Below are 22,318 nucleotides of genomic sequence, written 5' to 3'. Positions count from 1 at the left end.
CTTCGAGGTATTCCATGTCTTCGGCCACCCCACCGACCGGAACCGGGGCTCTTGCCAAACGCGAGGCGCGTCTGGCTTGGGCGCTGCTGGCTCCGACCGTGATCAGCGTGTCGCTTGTGGTGATCCTGCCCTTGCTGGCGATCATCTGGATCAGCTTCAAACCGTTTACCCTTTCCGACCTGCGCCCGCCTGCTCCGGTTGTCCGTGAAAGCCTGCGCGGCTCTGGTGACGATCTGCGGATCGAATACCGCCTGCGTAACTCCAGCCAGGAAATCGCCGTTGAAGGCGTGAGCCTGAGTGATGTGCTGCCAGATGGCGTCGCCGTCGGAGAAATCGTCGAGCCCTGCGTCCTGGAGGGGCGGGATTTGTTTTGTGATTTTGGCACCTTGGACGGCGGTCAGCGTGAGCGTATCCGCATCCCGGTCTCGGTCGACGGAGATCTCCAAGCATTCGAGGATTTCGTCGAAGAATCCGAGCCTCGCCTCACAGGAAGCGGGCCAAACGTTCTGACCAACCTTGAGTTCAGCCTGGAAAACTTTGCACGTGTCTTTGATGGTTCGGAATTCTGGGGCGTTCTCTGGGTCACGCTGTTCTACACAGTCTTCGGCACGATTGGCGCTTTGGTCATGGGCTTGTTCGCCGCCTTATTGCTGAACAAAAGCTTTAGGGGACAAGGCTTCATCCGTGGCCTCTACCTGTTCCCCTATGTCGCCCCCGTCATCGCCGTCGCATTCACTTGGGTGACGCTGTTTGACCCTTTCTCAGGTTCCGCTAACGCTTTGCTAGTGCAGATGGGGCTGAGCAGCGAGCCAATCAATTTCTTCGGTGAACGCCCGTTGGCGCTGATCATGGTCACCGTGTTCGAAATCTGGCGCTACTTCCCGCTGTCGTTCCTGTTCATCCTGGCCCGGATGCAGTCCATCGACTCCAGCATGTATGAGGCGGCGGATATGGATGGGGCTTCTCCGTTCCAGAAGTTCTGGCTGCTGAGCATCCCGCAACTGCTGGGCATCCTGTCGGTCTTGTTCCTGCTGCGCTTCATTTGGACGTTCAACAAGTTCGACGACATTTTCCTGCTAACCGGCGGCAATGCAGGCACCCGTACGCTGACCGTCAACGTCTATGAGCAGGCCTTTGCGATCTCGAACATCGGTGCCGGTGCGGCGGTGGCCGTTGTGATCCTGGTGTGCCTGATCGCCTTCAGCTTTGTCTTCTTCCGCTTCATCAGCCGTGAGGAGGGTCTGTGATGCGCAAAGGGTATCTTACTGCCCCGGTACTGGGCGCAATCTGGCTAGTCGTGATCGCAACCACGGTGGCAATTACCATGTCGTTTTCAACCGGGGCCGCTTTTCGCCCACAAGTTCTGCTCTGCCTGATCTGGGGTGCAGTCGCCGGTTTGGTCTATGTCCGCTTTCCTGCGCAGCATGCTCCGGCCCGCCTCGGCATATCGGCGTTTCTGGGCCTGTCCGGGCTGACCGGGTTTGGTCCGGTTCTGATCGGCTCGGACACATCCCTGCAGGCTGTTGTGGTCACAGTTGTCGCCATGGCCGTCGTCATGCACCTTTCCCTGGCGGCGATCCTTAAAGAAACGCCATTCGGAGAGCTCACGCGCCATGAATACGAAGAGGCAGTGATCCGCTTCTTCACAGGGTTCGGGTACATATTCTTCACGGCAATCGTCGTGATCCCGTTCTACGTGATGGTCATGACCAGCCTGAAGTCTCAGCAGGCATTGTTACAGAACCCGTTGGACTTCTCGGTCGACCTCTCCCAAGGCACCGACCTGTTCCGCAGCTACACCGAACTGTTCCGTGACTTCAATTTCGGTACATACCTATGGACTTCGCTTTATGTCTCGGTCCTGACCGTATTCATCACGCTGCTGTTTAGCGTGCCTGGGGCTTACGCGGTGGCACGGTTCCGGTTTCAGGGTCAAAAGGCGTTCTCGCGCTCGATCCTGTTGATCTACATGGTGCCGATGATCGTTCTGGCGCTACCGATCTATATCGCCTTCTCGCTGACAGGGCTGCGCAACTCGATCCTCGGCATCGTCATGATCTATCCGGTCACCACGATCCCGGTGGCCCTGTACATGCTTCAAGGTTATTTCCGGGGCCTGCCGACCGAGGTGGAGGAAGCCGGGCTGATGGACGGTCTGTCCCGTCTGGCAGTGATCTGGAAGATCACCCTGCCCCTCAGCCTGCCCGCGTTGGCGTCGGTCTCGCTCTATGTCTTCATGATCGCGTGGAATGAATTCCTGCTGGCCTTCATGCTGCTGGACGACCCGTCGAAATTCACTCTGACCCGAGGGGTCACGATGTTGAACTCCTCAGAAATTCCCCGTCAGCACCTGATGGCCGGTGCGGTGATCGCCACCGTTCCGATCATGGCGCTGTTCCTGGGGCTTGAACGTTTCATGACCAAGGGCCTCACAGCGGGGTCTGTCAAAGGATGACACAGATGAACCAACATACGAACCCCGACCGCGAAGCGCGCAATATCCTGATTGCCAACGATCGCGGCGGCTACACCATTCCTACCGAGGGGCTGTACCCATACCAGTGGAACTGGGACAGCGCGATTGCCGCGCTTGGCTTTGCCCAATTCGACCTCGATCGCGCCTGGACTGAGATCGAGACGCTGTTCACCGGGCAATGGGCAGATGGCATGGTTCCGCATATCCTGTTCCACCAGCAGGATGAAGGGTATTTCCCCGGCCCCGATGTTTGGGGATGCAATGGCCCGATCCCGTCTTCGGGCATCATCCAGCCCCCCATTGCTGCGACCATGGCACGTAAAATCTGGGAACAAGATACCGCGTTTGGGGATGCTCGCATGAAGGAGCTGTTCCCTAAATTGTTGGCGTGGCATCGTTGGATCATGAAATGGCGCCTTGATGAATTCGGTGCCGTTTGCACGACCCATCCGTGGGAGGCAGGTCGCGACAACGCACCTGATTGGGACAACTCCATGGCGCGCATGGATGCATCGGATGTTGGGGAATACCAGCGCCGCGACACCAGCCACGTGAACAGCGACGACCGGCCTACAAAGTTCGATTACGACCGATACATCAAGCTGGTTCAGATCGGCAGAGATGCGGGATGGGACCAGCAAGCCCTGTTGTCCCTGAACCCGTTCCGCGTCGCCGATCCCACTATGACGTTCACCACTCTTCGTGCTGCACGGGACGTGCTGATGATCAGCGAGAAGCTCGAACTGGAGGCCGAGGGCCTGAGTGAGGACATTGAAAAGCTGGAATCCGGCGCGCGTTCGCTTTGGAACGATGACCTAGGGAGCTTCGACTCCCGTGACGCGCATACCGGGGAGATGGCCGAGAGTATTTCCAACGCGTCATACTTGTGTTGGTACGCTGGCATGGAGTCTGATCGGATGCTTAAAGGATTGAAATCAGTACTGGAAACTGTGCCTTACCCCGTTCCAAGCTATGATCCGGACATGCCAAAATTCGACGCACGTCGGTACTGGCGAGGTCCGACCTGGGCTTTCATGAACATGATGATCGGGTTTGGCCTGGCGGATATGGGGCATGCACAACAGGCAGAACAGCTGCGCCAGAAAACTGCCGAACTGATTTCGGGCTATGGGTTCGCAGAGTACTTCGACCCAAAAACCGGCAGCCCTGCGGGTGGCCAGGCATTCACCTGGACAGCCGCCGTCTGGCTTCACTGGGCAGGGAGGGCCTGATGGGTAGCATCGAACTAAAGTCAGTCGAAAAATGGTTCGGCTCGGCGCAGGTTATCAAGGGCGTAGATCTCAAGATCGAGGAAGGTGAGTTCATTGTCTTCGTCGGCCCGTCCGGCTGCGGAAAGTCCACCCTGCTGCGCATGATTGGCGGGCTCGAGGACATCTCGCGCGGATCTCTATTGATCAGTGACAGCGACGTCACAGATCATCCGCCCTCAAAACGCGGGCTGACGATGGTGTTCCAATCCTATGCGCTATACCCGCACCTGACGGTTGCTGAAAACATGGGGTTCTCTCTGAAAGTTGCAGGGGTACCTAAGGTCGAGATAGCCGAACAGGTCAACCGGGCTGCCGAAGTTCTCAAGCTGGGACCGTTCCTTGAGCGCAGACCAAAGGACCTGTCTGGCGGTCAGCGGCAGCGGGTGGCCATCGGAAGATCTATCGTACGCGATCCGACGGCGTTCCTGTTCGATGAGCCGCTTTCAAACCTAGATGCAGCGCTTCGGGTTGAGATGCGGTATGAGATCGCCAAACTTCACCAAAGCCTCAAGCGCACGATGATCTACGTCACGCATGATCAAGTTGAGGCAATGACACTCGCCGATCGCATTGTCGTTCTCGAGTACGGCAAAATCGCTCAAGTCGGCACGCCTCGCGAGCTGTACGAACACCCGGCCAACCTGTTCGTCGCACAGTTTATCGGCAGCCCGAAGATGAATGTACTTCCGTGTTCCACCCAGGCGGGCAGATACACCCTGGAATACGGCAGAGGCGGTGATTTTGCTCTGCCAGGTGTTGCCAAGAAGTTGGGTGTTCGTCCTGAACACATCGAGGTGGTTGCCGCGGGTGAGGGTCAGAGTGATGGGATAATCGAGGTGATCGAATACCTGGGTGCAGACACTTTCCTGATTGTTGATTGCGGCGTGGAAGAAAAGGTAACCGCCCGACTTAACGGTGATACGGACCTTAAGCCTGGGGCGAAGATCGGTCTGCACTTCCCGACCGACAAACTGCACTTTTTTGACGAAAACGGGCAGGCTCTGGGGCATGGATAGCAAACCCACCGATCAGGCTTTTCGATGCTGCCAGACCAATTCGAACTAGTCTGAGCTAGGCCAATATAGCTGCCCTTTGCGCTGCACCATGTTCGCACCATTCGGCGAAGGCGGCGGTGCGTGTCAGCTTGAATGTATCTCTGCTGGCGAGCGATCGTTCCTGGTTGAAATGGTTGTAGACAGAGGAATGGACGGAAGCGAATTTCTGTATTGGTTTCGAAACCTGAACCAAGGCATATCATACCAGTTCAGTTTTAGCCTTAAGCTAAAACTAACGCGCGACCTAACTCTCACTGACACCCACAACCCATGGTGCTGACCGATCTTTTCTTTCGCCCTGCTGTAGTACCCTAGGATTTGTAAAGACCAGGCACCAATCCTTCTGATAGCTCTTTGAGAAGGTCCGGTGCAGTTCCCGCAGGCTGTATTGGGCCATAAAACACATTGTAGGTTCCACCCAGTTTGGCAATCAGCTCTGACACGTACCTTAAGGATGCCACCCTGCGTCCGAACTCGTCGTTTCCCCCACTGAGTAGCGCCGCCAATCGTCGAGTTCGGTAGTAGTGCCGCGAATTACGCATATTCGCCGAGGCCGGAACTATCGGCGCTCCGCTTTCTGCGGAAACACGAGTAACCCCGGTTCGCCATTGCGGCTCGATCAGAAGCCCGTCTTTCAACGTTGGTACGCGGCCCGAGCCGAAAACCAGAAGCGCGCCCTCCTCCTGTAGATGCGACAACATGCCGGCCCGAGTTTGGCGCGCCGTCAGCACCTTGTCCTGTCGATCTAAATCCACCGGGACGATCAAATCGCGCCCAAGAAACCGCTCGGCCTCGCGACCGGCGACGACTTTCAAGTCTGAACGGTGGTCAAGCAGAGCTCCTGCATGGGCCAAAAAATCGAAAGTGCCGATTGGATGTGTCGATCCAATGATGACGGGGCCGCTGGCAGGAATGTTTTTAAGCCCATGGGCTTTGACAACAGTTCCCCCATTCATCGCAAGCACCGCTCGTACCAAGTCGTGCCCAGTACGTTCATCTAGTTCCAACAGAATTCGTTCTGTTTCATTCAATGCAAAAAACGCTTGGCCGGTCGTGGTGCGACTAATCCAGTCAACACCCTTCATTAACTGGCATAGCGCCCTTAACCTAAGGTCAGCGCCAACCGGAATGCGCAGTCGAGCGCGTAGTAATTCATCCAGCGGATCGTGTTTCTTGTCGTTGGTCAATACCGTTGCCCCATCGTTACCGCAAAACTAGCACGCATTACCAACAACGGCACACGGCCAAGCGAACACTTTTGAATCTTTCTGTGGTACAGACTGTGGGTTGGCTAGATTGACCACCCAGGGAGGCACCCCGCCATCCATTTGGTATCGTAATTGCGTATGTGCACTGACTTTCGAAGCGTGCGCAAAGTTCTTGCCGGACAACGGAGGAGAGACCGAGTGCGGGCTGAAGGTTTTATCAAAGGTCGACCGGTGAGCCTTGCCGTGTTGGATTACGGTTTGTTCCAAGTTCACTCCAACGGTCGCATAATCGGCATTTCGGGCTTTGCTATCCAAACGGATGAAAATGAAACGATCCTTGTCGACACTGGCCTCCCGGAAAAATACGCCAAGAATGCCCAATCTGCTTCTGAAGAAGATCGATTGGATGAGTTTGGCGAGGTGCTTAAGTGCAAACCAGACAATCTACCTGCAGCACAGTTAGCAAAGCTGGGGTTAACCTCTGAAGATGTCACACTTCATGTTTGCACGCATACCCACATTGACCACGTGGGCGGGTTGCATGCATTTCCAGAGGCGCCGATCCTGATGTCCGCCAATGAACGCAAACTCGCCAAGCCGCTGTACTGGGGTAACGCGCAACCATTAGACTGGCCAGAGTGCGATTATATACTGGTTGAAAGCGATGTGCGCGTTGGTCCGGGGCTGACGGTGTTGGAAGCGCCGGGTCATTCGCCGGGGCAAATCGCACTGTTGGTTGAACTGCCATCACGATCGGTGATGTTGACCAGCGACGCGATTTCAAGAGTGGAGGAATTTGACGAGAAGTTCGTGGGGGCTTGGGACGAGGCCGCGGCAAATGCCAGCGCAGAACGGTTGATGAAACTGGCCACAGAGAAAAACGCGTTCGTGATTTACGGCCATTGCCCGAAACAATGGCCCAGCCTACGAAAAGCTCCAGAGACTTACAGCTGAGCTTCACTAATCGACAATTTAAAGAAACGAGCGGTCACATAACGCCCCGCCAACCTCAAGCCAAGTTGCTCTAACCAACCTTCGAAAAAAGGATCAGATTAGACAGACTTTTTCCGCCAGTTCATCTATCAGTACGCGTTGGTTTTCGCTGTAATCAACAGGAACATCGATCAGATGGACGCCACCCGCTGCAAACGCTTGTTCAAAGGTGGGGACAAGATCCTCAGTTCGCTCTACCCGGTGGCCGGTCGCACCATAGCTTCTGGCATATTGCACAAAATCAGGGTTTTTGAACTCCAGCCCCCAGTCTTCAAACCCGGCGTGAGACTGTTTCCAGCGGATCATCCCGTACGAGCTGTCGTTCAGCACGGTCACAACCAGATTGAGGCCCAAGCGAACGGCCGTTTCAACTTCCTGACTGTTCATCATAAAGCCGCCGTCGCCACATATCGCCATTACGCGTCGGTCAGGATAGAGTTTGGCCGCCATCATGGCTGAGGGAAGGCCGGCTCCCATCGTGGCCAGTGCGTTATCCAGCAGGACTGTATTGGGCTGGTAGGCCTGATAGTTTCGCGCGTACCATATTTTATAGATGCCATTGTCCAATGCGATGATATCGCAGTCACCCATAACTTTGCGTGTGTCAGCCACAAACCGCTGCGGGATCACTGGGAAGCGCGGATCATCTGCTCCTGCCGAGATGTGCACGTCGGTTTCCTGCTTGACCCTCTCGAAATAGCTGCGATCAAACTCCAAGGGGCCATCAAGCTTCTTTCCCAGCCGCTCGATGGATTGAGCCAGATCGCCGACAACCTCGACCTGCGGGAAATAGACTTGGTCAACCTGCGCGGCCTTGTAGTTCACATGGATCACTTTGGTTCCACCTTCCTTCATGAAGAAGGGCGGTTTTTCCACCACGTCATGACCCACGTTGATAATCAGATCGGCCCGCTCGATGGCGCAATGTAGGTAATCACCGTCGGAGAGCGCGGCCGTTCCCAAAAACAGATCGGACCGCTCGTCCACCACACCTTTGCCCATCTGCGTGTCAAAGAATGGAATCTGCGTGTCATTCACAAACTGACTGAGCGCACTGCGGGCGTGTTTCCGATTGGCTCCCGCCCCCAACAAAAGCAAAGGCATTTTAGCTGAGCGGATAATCTCGGCCGCCTCATTCAGAACCGTGTCGCCAGCGACAGCGTAGTAGCGTGGATGGGGTTGCAGGACCGGCTCGGTGGTGTCTTCGGCCGCAATATCCTCTGGAAGTTCCAACAGAACGGCGCCGGGACGTTCCTCTTGCGCGACGCGAAACGCTTCGCGGATCAACGAGGGGATGGTGTTGCCGTGCACAATCTGCTTGGACATCTTGCAAATCGGGTCGAACAATCCCACCACATCAATGATCTGAAACTGGCCCTGCTTCGATTTTTTGATCGGCTTTTGGCCCGTGATCATGACCAGCGGCATCCCACCTAAATGCGCGTAGGCGGCGGGTGTGGCAAAATTTGTGGCACCGGGACCCAGTGTTGCCATGCAGACGCCAGCTTTTCCTGTCAAACGCCCATATGTTGCCGCCATGAACGCTGCGCCCTGTTCGTGACGGGTCAGGACAAGCTCAATCTTGGACGTTCTCAAAGACTCCAGCACATCCAGGTTTTCCTCACCTGGGACGGCGAAAACATACTCAACGCCCTCCGCCTCGAGCGCTGCGACCAGCAAATCCGAGGCTTTGGTGAGGGACGAAGCGGTTTGGTCAAAAGCAGACATGTGCTCTCCTGATATCACGGTGGATCCGTCGGTCTAACCTGACCTGCAGATGGAAATATAACCCTTCCAAGTTAGGGACGGGCCGCTCAGTTTTTAGTAGCTTGCAACTATCGGGTTTCGAAATCAGCACATCTATCGATACCCATCGGCCATATTCCAATACAACACGCGCGCGACAGAGGTTCAACAGGCCCCATGGCCGACAATGTCGCGGTGCGAGCAGGTCAACCGTCACCGTCCCGCGTTCGGTGCTGTCAGACAAATTCGAACCAGTCTCGGTTTGCCGCGGAAACCGTGAATCTATCCGGAACAAAGTTGACGCCACTCGGCAAGAGCAGCGCTGCGCGTCAGCTTGAAGGTATCTCTGCTGGTTAGCGATCTTTCCTGATTGAAATGGTTGTAGACGAAGGAATGGACGGCGGCGAATTTCTGTAAACTTCGCATTCGCCTGAAACGCTGCATCGCGCGTTTGCGTCGTCGAAACGGCAGGTGCGAATTCTCTACGCGATTGTTGAGCCACCCGCCCGTCCTTTGTTTTTCGGTAGCGCCAACCCACACCACGCGCACAGACCGACGGTTGCGCTACTATATCTCCAACAGACTAATCTCGGGCGGCAAGGATACTTCCGGCTTGCGACTGCCCGGCCCTGCGCTGGAGAACGCGGTCATTGATGTCATCGTCAGACATCTGCAAGACGCCGCCGTCGCGCATCAGGTACTGGCGCAGCCGGAGGCCGGGTCAGCCGAGGCAGTCCAGACCTCAGTTGCAGATTTAGTAACCCGGCTTCAACGCCAAGGCGGTCAGGTCGGCGCTGCTCTTCTGGCCAAAGGTAAATTTTCACCAGGTCAGATCGACCTCGAATTGAACCCCAAAACTCTAGCAAGCGCAGTTGGCATTGCTGCGGACCATCTGCGCCCGGATCTCACCCACGTCACCGCATCTTTCGGTCTGCGCCGCCGCGGCGTCGAGGCCAAGGTCATCGCCGGAGATATGGCACCCCAACCTGGTCCCCACCTCCGGTCCATGCTGATCCGCGCCCATTGCTGGACGCGCGATCTAAAAGCCGGAGTTCAACTGATGGAGATCGCACGCCGCGAAAGCGTCCCCGGCGCCTTCATCCGCACCCGCGCCCAGCTCGCCTTTCTCTCCCCGAAGATTCAGGCTGCGATTCTCGACGGCACACAGCCGCCCGAACTCACACTCAAGCGTCTGGTCAGCATGACCTACCCAGGTGCTGTCAGACGAATTCTAACCAGTCTCAGTTTGCCGCGGAAACCGCGAACCTATCCGGAACAGAGTTGACGCCACTGGCTAAGAGCGGCGGCGCGGGTCAGCTTGAAGGTGTCCCGGCTGGTGAGCGATCGTTCCTGGTTGAAGTGGTTGTAGACAGAGGAATGGACGGAGGCGAATTTCTGTAAACTTCGCATGCGCCTGAAACGCTGCATCGCGCGTTCTCTTCGTCGGAAAGGCAGGTGCGAGTTCTCGACGCGGTTGTTGAGCCACCTGCCCGTCCTTTGTTTTTCGGTAGCACCAAGCTCTCTGAGAGCGGCCCGGTACGATGCGAAGCGATCCGTGACGACGGTTTCCGCTTTACCGTATCGCCTCATCAATTTCTTAAGGAATTTCAGTGCTGCAGCTTTGTTTCGGCGTTTGGTGACAACGGCTTCCAGTACCTCGCCTTCGTGATCGACGGCCCGCCAGAGGTAGTGTCTCTTGCCATTCACCTTCACGAAAACCTCGTCCACGTGCCACTTCCATTTCGAGAACGCGCGCAGCTGCTGAACACGCTTCCGCCTTATCTCAGCAGCAAACATCGGGCCAAACCTGTTCCACCAATATCGGACAGTTTCGTGGCTCACGTCGATGCCTCGCTCGTGCAGCAGATCTTCGACATTCCGAAGCGACAATGGGAACCGAACGTACAGCATGACTGCCAGACGAATGACCTCTGGACTGGTCTTGAAGTACTTGAATGGCGATTGTTTGATCATGCGCCAAGGCTACGAGAGCACCCTGCCCGCCTCAACCCAAGTTCTTCCGACAAGACCAGTCAGATGAGGCTGCTCAGAAATCCACACATTGAGCCACTCATTCTCCGAGCCGTCGCCGCTTATGACTTGGTTGGAATCACCACCCGACCGCTTAAACCTCCAAGCGAGACAGATTTTCCCAAGTCAAAGTGCGCACCATATGCATCGAGAAGATCAACCGCTATTGCCAGCCCCAGCCCGCTGCCTCTCACCGAAGTGTCAAGCCGCCCACCAGAGCGCAATGCTTCGCGTATTGCGTCCTCTGGAATACCCGGCCCGTCATCTTCGATACAGATCTCGACGCAGTATTCCCGACGTTTCGCAATCAGTCTTACTTGGCCGCGACACCATTTGACTGCGTTATCCAACAAGTTTCCAAGAACCTCTTCGATATCTTGTGTATCCATGCGCACCCAGAGTTCGGGGTCGCTTTTGACGTCCAGCTTTTTGCCTTCTCTTTCGGCAATCGTTGAAAACAGCCGTGCGAGACGTTCGACTGAGTGTGAAATATCCGTGCGCGAATGCGTCAACTCAGCTGTGTTTAAAGCTCGGATGCGCGCGAGTGACCGACCGAGTTGAGCGTCGATTCGATCAAGAGCTTCGTCAGCGATATTTGTGTCGACGCCGGACTGGGACATAGCCTGCAATTCATTTCTCAGAATAGTGGCAGGTGTTTTCAAAGCATGTGCCAGATCAGCGGCTTGCCTGCGTGATCCGGACACAATGTCCCTATTGCGACGCAAAAGCTGATTCAAGTCATTAACCAAAGGGGCCACTTCCTCCGGATAATCCTTTGGTTTCAGGTCGTCATCAGCGTCCCAACGATAAGCCACATCCCTGCGCAATTTACGAAGAGGCCCCAGGATGACAGACATCAGCATCAATGAGCTCGCAACGCCGATCAGGCCAACCAACCCAAACACTGGCAGAAGACTGCGCTGTGCCGCCTGTCTTTCGTTGACCAATTGCGCCTGGCTTTCAGCAACACTTATGCCCCAGACAGTGCCATCTTCGAAGGTAATCTGTTGGTAAGCGCTGCGCAGCGCTTCGCCCTCGGGGCCCGAAGTGTTCCAAAGGGTTGCGTTTTCTGAGGCGTTGGGTGGCTCGGCGATTGTTTCATCAAACAGAGACGCCGACGTGAAAACCTCTCCGTCGCCGCTGGTGACCTGCCAGTATCTGCCGGAATATGGCGCACTGTATGCCGGATCAAACATGAGATCACGCAGGGCATCCGGGTCTTGGGTCGTGACGCTCAGCCCGACAACAAGCTGGGTGTGGCGATCTAGAAGCGTGGCGTCGAACCTGTTTGAAACTCGGGAATCGATGAATGAAAACACCGCGAGTGTGCCCACGCCAACCGACAAAGCCCCGGACGCAATCCCCCCAAGCAATGCCCGTTGACGCAATGACAACATCAGAGTGAATCGATCATGTATCCGCGCCCCCGAACCGTCGTGATCAGGTCAGGTCCCAACTTGTTACGCAGCCGGTTTATGAAAACCGCGATGGTATTCGAGTCCCGGTCACCATTGTATTCGTAGATATGCTCTGAAAGCTCGGATCTTGGAATCAGGCGACCGGCGTTATGGGCCAGGTAAGTCAGAACAGCAATCTCCTGGGCGGTTAAATCGATCGGAACACCTTCAACAGTCACCCGTCCATTACGTGTATCAAGAATTACGTTGCCCATCTCGATAATGGGGTTAAGCTGCCCACTCTGACGGCGCAAGATGGCGCGGACACGCGCGGCCAGCTCGGGCAAATGGAATGGTTTGGTCATGTAATCATCCGCACCAGCATCCAACCCGTCGACCCGTTCGCTCCACCCATCACGTGCCGTCAGGATCAATACCGGAGTTTTTACGCCTGCGCTGCGCCAGTCGCGCAAAACAGAGATGCCATCTCGTTCCGGAAGCCCGAGATCGAGGATGATCATATCATATGGTTCTGTAGTTCCCAGATGCTGGGCGTCAATGCCATTGTGGACGATGTCGACCACTCGGCCTTCAGCGTTCAGCAGCTTTTTGATCTGCTCACAAAGGTGCGGTTCATCTTCAGCGAGTAATACTCTCATACTTTTTTCTATAGGCCTGCGACCGAAATTTTAACCACTATTTTTTGCCACCACCATTACCGTTGCCGCCGGAGTTGCCGTTACCGTTGCCACCGCTGTTGCCGTTGCCGCCAGAGTTGCCGTTGCCACCGGAGTTGCCGTTGCCGTTGCCACCGGAGTTGCCGTTACCGCCAGAGTTGCCGTTGCCACCGGAGTTGCCGTTGCCGCCAGAGTTACCATTGCCGTTGCCGCCGGAGTTGCCGTTACCGTTGCCGCCAGAGTTACCGTTGCCGTTGCCGCCGGAGTTGCCGTTACCATTGCCGCCGCTATTGTTGCTCTGATTGCCCTTACTGCTGGCCTGTCCTTGCGAGTTGGATTTGGCAGAATTGCCGGGTGTGGACTTGGCTGCATTGGAAATCTGGCGTCCGATATTTGAACGATTGGGCACAACCACACCGGTTTGAGCATTCACTATAACACTGATGATCTTGCCGTTGGGTTTCTTTACAAGGATCCGATAGTAGACCTTGTCAGTCTGGAACGCACGCGCATCAACCGGCGTTCCGCCAAAGACTCTTTCAACGCCTTTAAGAACCCTCTTCAACCTGATGGTGCTGCCCGACGTTGTCACTTTGCGCAATTCGGACTGCTTTAGTTCGCGCACAGCAGCATGCCCGTCCCCGACTTGGAGAAAGGCGAACAGACAAGCGATGATAAAAAATTTTCTCATCCTCAGTACTCAATATCGCGTAACTGCGCCTCAATTCTACAGATTTTAAGATGAACTGGCGATGAACGGCCGGTTCGTCGCAGGTTCAATGATAATGGGCTTAAATCTGTCAGTTAGTTCCTGATTCCGACACGCACACTCGTGCTGTCATGTTTCTACGCATTTCATCGTGTGTGGAAATTCGCATTTAACAAACGAGGACCGTCATGAAGATCAAAACGACCGGCCTAATGAAAGCCTCTGCAATAGCAATCGCTTTGCTTGGATCTACTGCAATTATTGGGGCGTTCACATTCCCCGATACCGCCTATGCCAAGCAAGGCAATGGTAACGGCGGCGGCAATGGTAACGGCGGTGGCAATGGTAACGGCGGTGGCAATGGTAACGGCAGTGGCAATGGTAACGGCGGTGGCAATGGTAACGGGGGCGACAAAGGCAACAGCGGTGGCAAAGGCCACGGCAGCAGCGCGAGTAGCGGAAAAGATAAAGGTAAAGGATCAACCGCATCCACAAACGGCGCAAGCAAAGCTGCCGGGAAATCTGGTCACAAGTCAAAAGGCTCTGAACGGAGCTCCTCGAAATCTTCCAAGAAGGGTCAATTCTCTCTGAATGGATTGTTTGGCGGCAATAAAAAACAAACTGCCAAGAAGACACAAAGGAAGGGAATTGCCGGCCTGTTCAAAGGTAGCAAGCCAGTCACCACTGCAGAACGAACAAAAACTACTTCAGTTAAGCGGTCTTTGCGCCCGCCAAGCAGGAAAGCAACGATTCTAGAAGATAGTACGCTTGCGCTTGAACCGCGCAACCTCGGCAAGTTGAACGGCGCCACTAACTCCAGCCCCAAGGCAAAGCTCGCGCATATTGCCAACGGTCAGTATATGAAAGGTACGGGGCCGGTCAGCCTTGCAGCAGGCCTTGCCGTTGCGGACACCAAATTCAATCACATCATGGGTGAAAACAACACGTTGAGTCCCAAAGACGTGAAAGAAATCAACGCAGCGCTGGACTACTTGGACGAAGCCCCCCTGTCCCTGGAAGAAGCCGAGGATATCCTTGCCAATGAGGAAGCCAACCCTGGGACAACTGATCCTGAAGATTTGGAAGACGCGCAAGCCGTTAAAGATGCGCACGACTTAACCACGGATGAAGATGGTAATCCGATTGATCGACCGACGGAAGATCAGTTGGCGTCCGCAGAAGCCGTGCATCAGGCAGAAGACAACCTTTTGGATCACCACAAGGGCGGGTTTTCAGAAGATGACGCCATCGCAGCGCAGCAGCAAGACAGTGTTCTCGACGCTGTACGAGCCTCTAATCCTGACGAGGAAGCCGTCAAAACCGCTCTTGGCAATTCGTATGACGAAGACAAGTACGATGACGAAGAAGTCAGTATCGATCCGGTCGAAGAAGATCAGACGCCTGATGGAGGGGAAGAGGAAGAACTTGTTAGTAATGGCTAAGTGCTAGGTCAGAAGGGTGTGGGTAAAGACCTGGTCCGCGCCAATATCGCACGGGTTCGCATCATGCCCCAATAACCATTTGGATTCTTTACCTTGCCTCCCACTGTAAGAAAAGCCCGCTCTGATTAGAGCGGGCTTTTGCATTGATGTTTTCCCGGGTAGGACGTGGCCCTGGAAAACTGCAGACGTCTTTATGTAGGGTCAGACGTCCTTTTTTGCTCTTTCAAACTGTTCGCTGTTTACGATAGCCGTCAGAGCAATCTCGACAGGCGAGAAACGCCCGCTGCCGGATTTCGTGGTGTTCGACAGGCATTTGTGCGCGGTGGAACGTGATGGTTTCATTCGTACAGGAATCGGATCCAAAGCTTTTTCAGTGGCAGACTTAATCATGCTGTTCCCCTTCCAGGGAGCCAAGCGCCCTTAACCGTCTCGGCTCGGTAGAATGAGTATGCGCGATGTTTGTTGAACACTGCGAGAACACATTGTTCATCCTTGGTTAAAGTTGTATCCGATACGTCAACAATGGTCTAAGTTGCTCTTCGATGCTCAAATCCCCAATGATGGTTTAAGTAACCCTTGATAGTAGATGAGCAGCAATTGTCGTATTTGGCCTTGCACCATCGCTGTGTAGTTGAACAGACAAAGGAACGTTTTGCCAACCTGTGCCGCTAACTTGGTGCTTTACAGCTATCGCATTCACTAGCCGTCAGCCGATACGTGCTGTTTCAGCATTGTTGGAGCCGCGGTCTGCATCATTTCTTCGATTTAACAAATGCAGCAGTTCAACTTGATTAGAAGCGCCCGTCTTTGAAAAAACTGAACTCAGATGCGACCGAACAGTCGTTGGGCAGACAGTCAGGGCTTCGGAAACCTTTTTGACCGTAAATCCTTCCTTCAACATGGCACAAACCCGAAATTCACACCGGCTCAGGCCTGCTGGATTTTGAGGACCCAGTATCGGAACACGTTTGTTTCCCGAAACCTCCTTAAGATGGTGATTTCGGCCCTTCTCAAAAATCGCGGAAGCTGAACCAGGCGTTCGATTGCTCCAACCGGACGCTAGTGTCGACGCCATTATGGCCAGTAAGTCCAAATCAAATTGGGCAGGCTTATGCCGGAAATGCAGCTCGATGTGATCCACATGCCCGCCACTCGTATCAAGCGGAACGATGATCACCTCACCCAAATCCTTTAAATCGCCCTCAAGATGTCGTGGTATTGCTGCTTTGTCTGCAATCAATGCATCTGACAATGTCCAAATTGAACCAGCCTTTGCCGTCGCAAAATTGTCACCCAAAACCAGCTCTGCCTGAGTTTGAGATTGAGAGGGCCAGACTTTACCTTCTTCTCTGCAACACCGAGCAACGTATTTTACTTTTCGGTCCAGCTTAAATGTTCGCGCAATTAATGCAGCGTCTGCATTAACCAACTCTATTAATTTTCTTAAAGCTTGTGGAATGGAATTATTACCCGCTAAAGCGTGTGTCCATTCCATAACGAATCTGAAGCTGTTTTGCGCCTGGGCGCTTCTGGGAAAACTGACACTCATTACTCTACCAACCAAATCAGCAAACTTTGCTGGTCAAAATTTCTTTCGCAGCCCCCGCCGCAGTTACAAACTTGTTTAGGTCTCATCAGCTCAGCAACTGGTTTTTGAAGCTTCAAATGAAGATGAACAATAAAGCTTGGCGCCGAACTAGTTACTAATTATCTGAATTTATTACTAAAAATTCAATTTTGTGAAAATTAAACGTCGACATCCGATCGATCCAAAGAACGAGATTTTAGACTACAGTTACCCCTCGAATCACTAAATTGTTTCCAAACATGCTGATTCGAATGAATGTTAAGACCTTGTTAATGCAAGGTTTATTTTTGTCACCTTCAGGTAACTAGTGAAATTAAAAACACACTTTAAAGGTGTATTTTTCCTATTCTTCGCGGAAGGCGGGAATTTTTATCACGGCTACCGTTATTTCAGAGCCAATGCAAAATGTCTGGCTTGCGTTGCGACAAACGCAACGTGGATTTCAATTTAACCTTTCGAGGGAAACATGACCAAATTTATGAAGAAGTTTGTCAAAGAAGAAAGCGGCGCGGCAATTGTTGAATATGGCCTTGCCCTTTTGGTTGTCGCGTCAATTGCGGTTGGTGCGTTCTCGTTTTTGGGAAGTGAAACGGCCAACAACGTTGCCGCAGCTTGTAATGCGCTAAACGCACAAAATGACTGTGCGCCTACTAACTAACAATGACTGCGCACCCGCCGTCTAGGTGGGAACCGATTCTGGGATTGCAAAAAATAACAGTTTTCTGCGCCGCAACGACGCCCTCGCGGCGCAGAAAACACCGCCGGGATTTTCGACAACAAGATATTCCGTTGTTTCGAATTTTTTGAGCGTAACTTTTGGAGACAGAGATGCGTATCAGACCAGTTATTACCACATTATTCGGAATCGCAATTGCTTCGGGCTCTGTGTTCCTGGCGAAAGATCACATTCAATTTAAAACGACTGAACCCAGTGCTACGACGAACACCGATCTTGTTGAGATCTACGTCGCGCGTTCTGAAATTGCATTTGGTCAAACCATAGAAAATCATCACGTCACCACTCACCTTTGGCCCCGCGAGGCGCTGCCCGCCGGTGTATTTACCGAGCTTGGAGTACTTGTTCCGGATAATCACCGACAACTACGCCGCGCTAAGGGGCGGTTCTATCCCGGCGAGGTCATGCTTCAGTCCAAGGTTTCGAACTATGGTGAAAAGGTCACCTTGGTTCAGAAGCTTGGCGAGAACACGCGCGCAATGGCAATCAAGGTCGACGCGGTCACTGCGGTTGGCGGATTTGTCACGCCCGGTGACTGGGTCGACATCGTTCTAACTCAGGGTGCGAGCTCCGAACTGAGCGCTGTAACCATTTTGCAGAAGATCCGGGTGATCGGTGTGGATCAACAGTCCGAAGAACTGAGTGATCAACCCGGGGTCGCGCGCACGATTACGGTGGAAGTGACACCTCAGCAAGGACAGCGCCTGGCTTTGGCTCAAAAAGCCGGGACCCTGAGCCTCACTCTAAGAACGCTGGACGGTGTCGAGGATGAGCCAATGGAAATGGTTCGCCTGCGCGATCTTTTGCAAGAAGAAGGTCCAGCTGAAAAAGTCGAAACTCAACCGACGGTTAGGTTGAATCGCGGCACGGAATCCGAAGTTGTCATCATCCAGAGGAACTCCCGCGGAGCCGAAGAAGCGACAGAGGCGGCGACGACCCCCCAGACGCAATCCAGCAATCAGACGGATGCTTCGTCCACCCCATTAACTGTCAGCCCAGAGATCAAGCCAAAAGCCCGCTCGATCGAAGTCAGCCAGAACTCTGCACAGTAAGTCTGCGCCATGCATTTTAAAGCCAACATATCATTCTTTGTAAGGGACGAACGCGGCACGGTCGCGATCCTTTGGGGCACAGCATTTGTTGCATTTCTCGGTTTCTTTGCGATCACGCTGGATGTTGGCCGATTGAACTCGACCCACGCAGAGTTTCAGTCCTTCGCGGACCACGTAGCCTTGGCAGCCGCTGGTGAGTTGGACGGACAACCCGACGCTATCACCCGCGCAACCAATGCAGCGGCCAACTTGATCAGTGACAGCCAGACATTTGCCAACGGTCCTTCCACGCTTTCGGGCTCGTCGGATTATACGCTTTTGTTTCATTCCGCGCTGCCGGTTTCGGACCTCACGCCGTTGGGCTCAGATGTCACCACCAACCCACGAGAAGCCAAATTTGCGCAGGTCGTGTTAACACCCAAATCCCTTAGCATGAACCTTGCTTCGGCTTTGGACAGAATGTTTGGTGGAAGCGGCATTTCGGCCAGCGTTTCGGCCGAGGCCGTCGCCGGTTACTCCAAAGCGGCCTGCGATATCTCACCTTTGATGTTCTGCCTGCCGCCGGATTGGGAAAATACCCTGACCGTCGGCGATCAAATCTTGCTGCGCAGCGGTGGCAACGGAACCGCCTGGGGACCGGGTAACTTTGGGTTTATCGACCTGGCGACATTTGAAGATGCCTCTGGCGTATGTGCGGACGAAGGCGGGAACAAACTTGCCTGCCTCATCGCAGCGCAAAGCCAGATTACGCAATGCGTGTTGACTAATGGTCTGGATACCGAACCGGGTCAGAAGGTCGGAATCACCAATGCGGCGTTCAATGTCCGCTTTGATATTTTCCGCTCCGTGCTTAATGGTGAGAAAAACAACCCGGACTTTGCACCGGCTCCGAACGTCATCAAAGGGATACAGAAAAAGGGGGGTGGTTCCTGCATTCAGGGTAACGAAGAGGTTACGCCTGACACGGTCGCTCTTGGTCGAGACACTTGCATGGCGGCAGGCACATGCGGTGGCAGCAACCGGTTCGGAGACGGCGTCTGGGATCGCGCAGGGTATCTTAACCGGAACCATGACCTTGCAGACGGTATCGCAGACGGAATTGGCAGCGATGCTCACCTTCCGGCTCTTAGCGTAACGGATAGCGTGTTTGCTGGCACAAGATACGGAATGTATCTGCGGGAAATCGCGCACGGCAATAGCAACCCACATTCACCGCCGAACGCAAATTCGATCCTGGACCCTTCGCTTGCGGAAACCGGCCGCCCGATGTGCTCGAACCAAATGTCGACTGACCCGGCCCGTCGTGTCGTAACAGCGGCAGGCATCGATTGTACCCAAAATCCGGTTTCCGGCTCGACCACGGGCGTTCCGGTTGCAAAGTTTGTTGCTGTCTTCCTGACAGAACCAGTTGGGGATGATGGCGGCTCGCCACCCAGCTTTGACATCCATGGCGAAGTTGTCGGCTTCCCTGACGTTTCAGGTGTCGGCAGCGGCGGTAATGGGTTCGGCGGTATCTTTCGCGACCTCGTGCAACTGTATCGGTGATAGGACGCAGGATCATGAAAAGCCGCCTCGCAAAACCCTTCAAACGCTTCGCAAAAAAGGATGATGGCGCGATCCTCGTGGAATTTGGCCTGGTCATGCCACTTATGCTGTTGCTGCTGGCGGTCACGTTGGAATCTGCACGCATGATGTGGTCCTACCAATCGGTCATAGCAGGCGTTCGCGACGCCAGTCGCTATCTATCCAGAGTGACACCCGCAGATATCTGCACCTCTGGAGGCAATGTTGCCGGACTTACTACTACTTTGAAGGGCATCGTCGAGGACGACAAAAATGCCAACAGCCTGTTCCCGCCCAGCATAACGGTCAATTCGGTGACACCCAGTCTGTCCTGTGTATCAGGAACCTATCGGGTCAACCCGGCGCCTGTCGGTACGGTCAGCGCGAACATTACTATTCAATTTCCTTTGGGCGGAATCCTGTCTCTCTTTGGCAACGGGCTGTCTTCGGTGACGACTGACGTTTCGGACACTTCACGGATTTTTGGGCAATGAAAGGTCTGCTTCATATCCACACGCACATGCTTCGCAGAGGGCAGAAAGTTCTTTGGGATCAAGGCGGCGGCGTTCTTGTCGAGTTCGCCATTATCGTTTCCCTGTTTCTGTTCCTCTTCATGGCGCTACTGGATTTCGGTCGCATGTCCTATAGCATTGCAAATGCTCAGAAAGCCTCGCAACTGGCAGCGCGCATTGCAATCGTTCGACCGCCTGCGTGCCCCGGAGTACCCACGACGCATCAGCGGGGCACCTCTACTTCGTCACCACGGTTTGGCACGTCCTGCAGTGCCTCGGCCGGGGTTTGTGCGGATCCTCAAACCCCTTCGTGTTCGGGTGTCGCAATCAATGCTACGGCCTCGGAAGTCTGGGCGCGGATTAGCCCGCTTTTGCCTCCGGATGCCACAATAGACAACTTACAGTTTCATTATGACTTCAACCCCAATCTGGGTTTCTTGGGTGGCCCGTATACTCCCATGGTCTCAGTCGAATTGAACCTTAACGATTTTCAATTCGTTTCACCGTTGGCCGCGCTGGCAAATGCCGCGGGCGCAACTAACAGCACAATATCTTCGACAGTCGGTTACTCAAACTTCAGCGTCTCGCTGCCTGCTGAAGACCTTGCATTAGGAGAGTCAGGATGAGAGATCAGAATGTTTTTACACCGAAATCGCAGGCAATTATGCTTGTTTCGGAAAACGAAGAGATCGCGCAGCTGGTTGCGGATGTCTTTCCCGTAAATGAGGAAAATAAAGTCACCAGGAACGGGGCATCGTTTCAGATGTTGAATGGAACTGCCCTCGATCTTGCATTCAAGCACGATCTGGTGATCTTTGAAATCGACCCTGATGACACAGGGGAGCTCCGCGCTATCGAGGCTGTCCTGACGCACCGCGACGATAACACCTTGTTTGTTGCACTCACTCAGAATGATCTGTCGATCACCAAGGCGCGTGAATTGTACAAAATCGGTATTGATGAGGTTTTGCCGCTGTCGATTGATGGCGAAGGTTTGAAAGCCGCAGTCAGTGAGAAACTAAATGCGCGCGCGGTTTCGCGAACCACTATTTCAGACGGTTCTTCGGCGTTGGGCAAGGTCATACCAGTCGCAAAGGCGCGCGGTGGAATCGGAGCTACAACAGTTGCTGTCAACCTCGCTTGCTCGCTTGTCGGCGGGCGGGGATCTTTCTTCAGGAAGTCCGCAAAAAACCGAGTAGCCCTTTTGGATTTTGACCTTCAGTTCGGAAACTCAAATGTTTTTCTAGATCTCGAGGACAACGGCGGGTTCCTTCAACTTATCGAAAACGCTAAGATTCCTGACGATCATTTTCTGTCTTCGATCCTGCAAGAGCATGGGCTTGGCGTCGACGTTCTGTGCGCGCCTACCCCGATGGTGCCCCTACAATCGATGCGGCCTGATCTGATCGAAAGGATGCTGGACCTTCTGCAACAGCGCTATGATTATATTATCATCGACCTTCCCTGCGCCGTCGTTGAATGGGTTGAACCTATTTTCAAACGGGCCACCAAATTGGCTTTGGTTACCGATACTACTGTCCCCTGCGTGCGCCAGGCGCGGCGGTTGATTGATTTCTACCGCGAGGCAAACGTCGGCCTTCCGGTGGAGTTCGTGGTCAACAGAGAGCGGAACACATTGATCAAGCCTTCGCATGTCCGCGAGGCCGAGAAGGTATTGAAGACAAGCCTGAAACACTGGCTGCCCGAGAATTCGAAAGTTGCCAGAAACTCCGTAGATCTTGGACGGCCGATTGTGGACTTGAAGCGGCAAACGGATCTTGGAAAAGCCTTGGCAAAACTGGCCGCTGCGGTCTCGGCTGAAACTCAGCCCGTGGCAACGAAGAAAGCGTAAAAGGAGATCA

21 protein-coding genes and 1 pseudogene are annotated in these 22,318 nt (G+C 54.1%); 13 read left to right on the top strand and 9 right to left on the bottom strand.

The features are described from left to right. Positions 1-14: 14 nt before the first annotated feature. From AC2FIB_RS00185 to AC2FIB_RS00170, 4 genes are read left to right on the top strand one after another with little or no spacing between them, the layout of a single operon-like run. Positions 15-1,247: a carbohydrate ABC transporter permease gene (locus tag AC2FIB_RS00185; RefSeq protein WP_496841451.1), complete on the top strand. Its 1,233-nt coding sequence runs from the start codon at positions 15-17 to the stop codon at positions 1,245-1,247. Then, entirely contained in the window at positions 1,247-2,455 is a 1,209-nt protein-coding gene (locus AC2FIB_RS00180) for a carbohydrate ABC transporter permease (RefSeq protein WP_058277449.1), read from the top strand. The genes AC2FIB_RS00185 and AC2FIB_RS00180 overlap by 1 nt, the downstream gene beginning before the upstream one ends. Positions 2,456-2,460: 5 nt before the next feature. Beyond that, a complete protein-coding gene (locus tag AC2FIB_RS00175; protein WP_496841450.1) occupies positions 2,461-3,708 on the top strand; it encodes an MGH1-like glycoside hydrolase domain-containing protein in 1,248 nt (415 codons plus the stop codon). After that, positions 3,708-4,763, top strand: a complete 1,056-nt coding sequence (locus AC2FIB_RS00170; RefSeq protein ID WP_496737426.1) for an ABC transporter ATP-binding protein — start codon at positions 3,708-3,710, stop codon at positions 4,761-4,763. The genes AC2FIB_RS00175 and AC2FIB_RS00170 overlap by 1 nt, the downstream gene beginning before the upstream one ends. 350 nt (positions 4,764-5,113) lie before the next feature. Here AC2FIB_RS00170 and AC2FIB_RS00165 read toward each other — a convergent pair whose 3' ends face one another. Then, a complete protein-coding gene (locus AC2FIB_RS00165; RefSeq protein ID WP_496737424.1) occupies positions 5,114-5,989 on the bottom strand; it encodes a lysophospholipid acyltransferase family protein in 876 nt (291 codons plus the stop codon). A 219-nt stretch (positions 5,990-6,208) separates the two neighbouring features. On the opposite strand from AC2FIB_RS00165, the gene AC2FIB_RS00160 reads away from it, so the two are divergent. Next, a complete protein-coding gene (locus AC2FIB_RS00160; protein ID WP_496737422.1) occupies positions 6,209-6,964 on the top strand; it encodes an N-acyl homoserine lactonase family protein in 756 nt (251 codons plus the stop codon). Positions 6,965-7,057: 93 nt separating this feature from the next. Here AC2FIB_RS00160 and AC2FIB_RS00155 read toward each other — a convergent pair whose 3' ends face one another. Both AC2FIB_RS00155 and AC2FIB_RS00150 read right to left on the bottom strand, forming a co-directional pair. After that, positions 7,058-8,731, bottom strand: coding sequence for an acetolactate synthase large subunit (locus AC2FIB_RS00155; RefSeq protein WP_496737420.1), 1,674 nt, complete (start codon positions 8,729-8,731; stop codon positions 7,058-7,060). A 300-nt stretch (positions 8,732-9,031) separates the two neighbouring features. Beyond that, positions 9,032-9,283, bottom strand: a pseudogene (locus AC2FIB_RS00150) (DDE-type integrase/transposase/recombinase); the annotation flags it as partial. A 25-nt stretch (positions 9,284-9,308) separates the two neighbouring features. Here AC2FIB_RS00150 and AC2FIB_RS00145 point away from each other — a divergent pair. Beyond that, positions 9,309-10,034, top strand: a complete 726-nt coding sequence (locus AC2FIB_RS00145) for a hypothetical protein (RefSeq protein ID WP_496737418.1) — start codon at positions 9,309-9,311, stop codon at positions 10,032-10,034. On the opposite strand, the gene AC2FIB_RS00140 is transcribed toward AC2FIB_RS00145, so the two are convergent. The 4 genes from AC2FIB_RS00140 to AC2FIB_RS00125 all read right to left on the bottom strand — a co-directional run bounded on the left by AC2FIB_RS00140 (position 10,016) and on the right by AC2FIB_RS00125 (position 13,545). Further along, a complete protein-coding gene (locus AC2FIB_RS00140; RefSeq protein WP_496841438.1) occupies positions 10,016-10,723 on the bottom strand; it encodes an IS6 family transposase in 708 nt (235 codons plus the stop codon). The genes AC2FIB_RS00145 and AC2FIB_RS00140 overlap by 19 nt on opposite strands. 119 nt (positions 10,724-10,842) lie before the next feature. Further along, a complete protein-coding gene (locus AC2FIB_RS00135) occupies positions 10,843-12,177 on the bottom strand; it encodes a sensor histidine kinase (RefSeq protein WP_496737786.1) in 1,335 nt (444 codons plus the stop codon). Further along, a complete protein-coding gene (locus tag AC2FIB_RS00130) occupies positions 12,177-12,836 on the bottom strand; it encodes a response regulator (protein ID WP_058278674.1) in 660 nt (219 codons plus the stop codon). The genes AC2FIB_RS00135 and AC2FIB_RS00130 overlap by 1 nt, the downstream gene beginning before the upstream one ends. A gap of 37 nt (positions 12,837-12,873) precedes the next feature. Continuing rightward, complete coding sequence (locus tag AC2FIB_RS00125) at positions 12,874-13,545, bottom strand: PepSY domain-containing protein (RefSeq protein WP_496739861.1); 672 nt, start codon at positions 13,543-13,545, stop codon at positions 12,874-12,876. A gap of 206 nt (positions 13,546-13,751) precedes the next feature. Here AC2FIB_RS00125 and AC2FIB_RS00120 point away from each other — a divergent pair, with 206 nt between their 5' ends. Beyond that, positions 13,752-15,005, top strand: coding sequence for a hypothetical protein (locus AC2FIB_RS00120; protein WP_496841447.1), 1,254 nt, complete (start codon positions 13,752-13,754; stop codon positions 15,003-15,005). Positions 15,006-15,206: 201 nt separating this feature from the next. Here the strand turns inward: AC2FIB_RS00120 and AC2FIB_RS00115 are convergent, their stop codons facing one another. Together AC2FIB_RS00115 and AC2FIB_RS00110 are read right to left on the bottom strand one after the other, a co-directional pair. Further along, positions 15,207-15,395, bottom strand: a complete 189-nt coding sequence (locus AC2FIB_RS00115) for a hypothetical protein (protein WP_496841445.1) — start codon at positions 15,393-15,395, stop codon at positions 15,207-15,209. 316 nt (positions 15,396-15,711) lie between these two features. Then, entirely contained in the window at positions 15,712-16,500 is a 789-nt protein-coding gene (locus tag AC2FIB_RS00110) for a helix-turn-helix transcriptional regulator (RefSeq protein ID WP_496737789.1), read from the bottom strand. 559 nt (positions 16,501-17,059) lie between these two features. Here AC2FIB_RS00110 and AC2FIB_RS00105 point away from each other — a divergent pair. The 6 genes from AC2FIB_RS00105 (at position 17,060) to AC2FIB_RS00080 (ending at position 22,308) form a co-directional block, all read left to right on the top strand. Beyond that, the gene (locus AC2FIB_RS00105) at positions 17,060-17,251 is read left to right on the top strand and encodes a Flp family type IVb pilin (RefSeq protein ID WP_282171115.1); all 192 of its coding nucleotides are present in this window, start codon (positions 17,060-17,062) and stop codon (positions 17,249-17,251) included. 170 nt (positions 17,252-17,421) lie between these two features. After that, the gene (cpaB, locus tag AC2FIB_RS00100) at positions 17,422-18,381 is read left to right on the top strand and encodes a Flp pilus assembly protein CpaB (RefSeq protein WP_282171114.1); all 960 of its coding nucleotides are present in this window, start codon (positions 17,422-17,424) and stop codon (positions 18,379-18,381) included. Positions 18,382-18,390: 9 nt separating this feature from the next. Continuing rightward, positions 18,391-19,926 carry a pilus assembly protein TadG-related protein gene (locus tag AC2FIB_RS00095; RefSeq protein WP_496737791.1) on the top strand — a complete coding sequence of 512 codons (1,536 nt, stop codon included), beginning with the start codon at positions 18,391-18,393 and terminating at the stop codon, positions 19,924-19,926. 14 nt (positions 19,927-19,940) lie between these two features. Beyond that, positions 19,941-20,438, top strand: a complete 498-nt coding sequence (locus AC2FIB_RS00090) for a TadE/TadG family type IV pilus assembly protein (protein ID WP_496737792.1) — start codon at positions 19,941-19,943, stop codon at positions 20,436-20,438. Further along, positions 20,435-21,082 (top strand): TadE/TadG family type IV pilus assembly protein, encoded by a 648-nt coding sequence (locus AC2FIB_RS00085; protein WP_496841442.1) that lies wholly within the window; start codon positions 20,435-20,437, stop codon positions 21,080-21,082. The genes AC2FIB_RS00090 and AC2FIB_RS00085 overlap by 4 nt, the downstream gene beginning before the upstream one ends. Next, on the top strand, positions 21,079-22,308 hold the full coding sequence (locus AC2FIB_RS00080) for a CpaE/TadZ family protein (RefSeq protein ID WP_496737794.1): 1,230 nt from the start codon (positions 21,079-21,081) through the stop codon (positions 22,306-22,308). The genes AC2FIB_RS00085 and AC2FIB_RS00080 overlap by 4 nt, the downstream gene beginning before the upstream one ends. The last annotated feature ends 10 nt before the right edge of the window (positions 22,309-22,318 follow it).

The sequence above is a fragment of the Ruegeria sp. YTSA072 genome, assembly GCF_059610285.1.
This window is presented reverse-complemented; position numbering and strand designations above follow the sequence as displayed.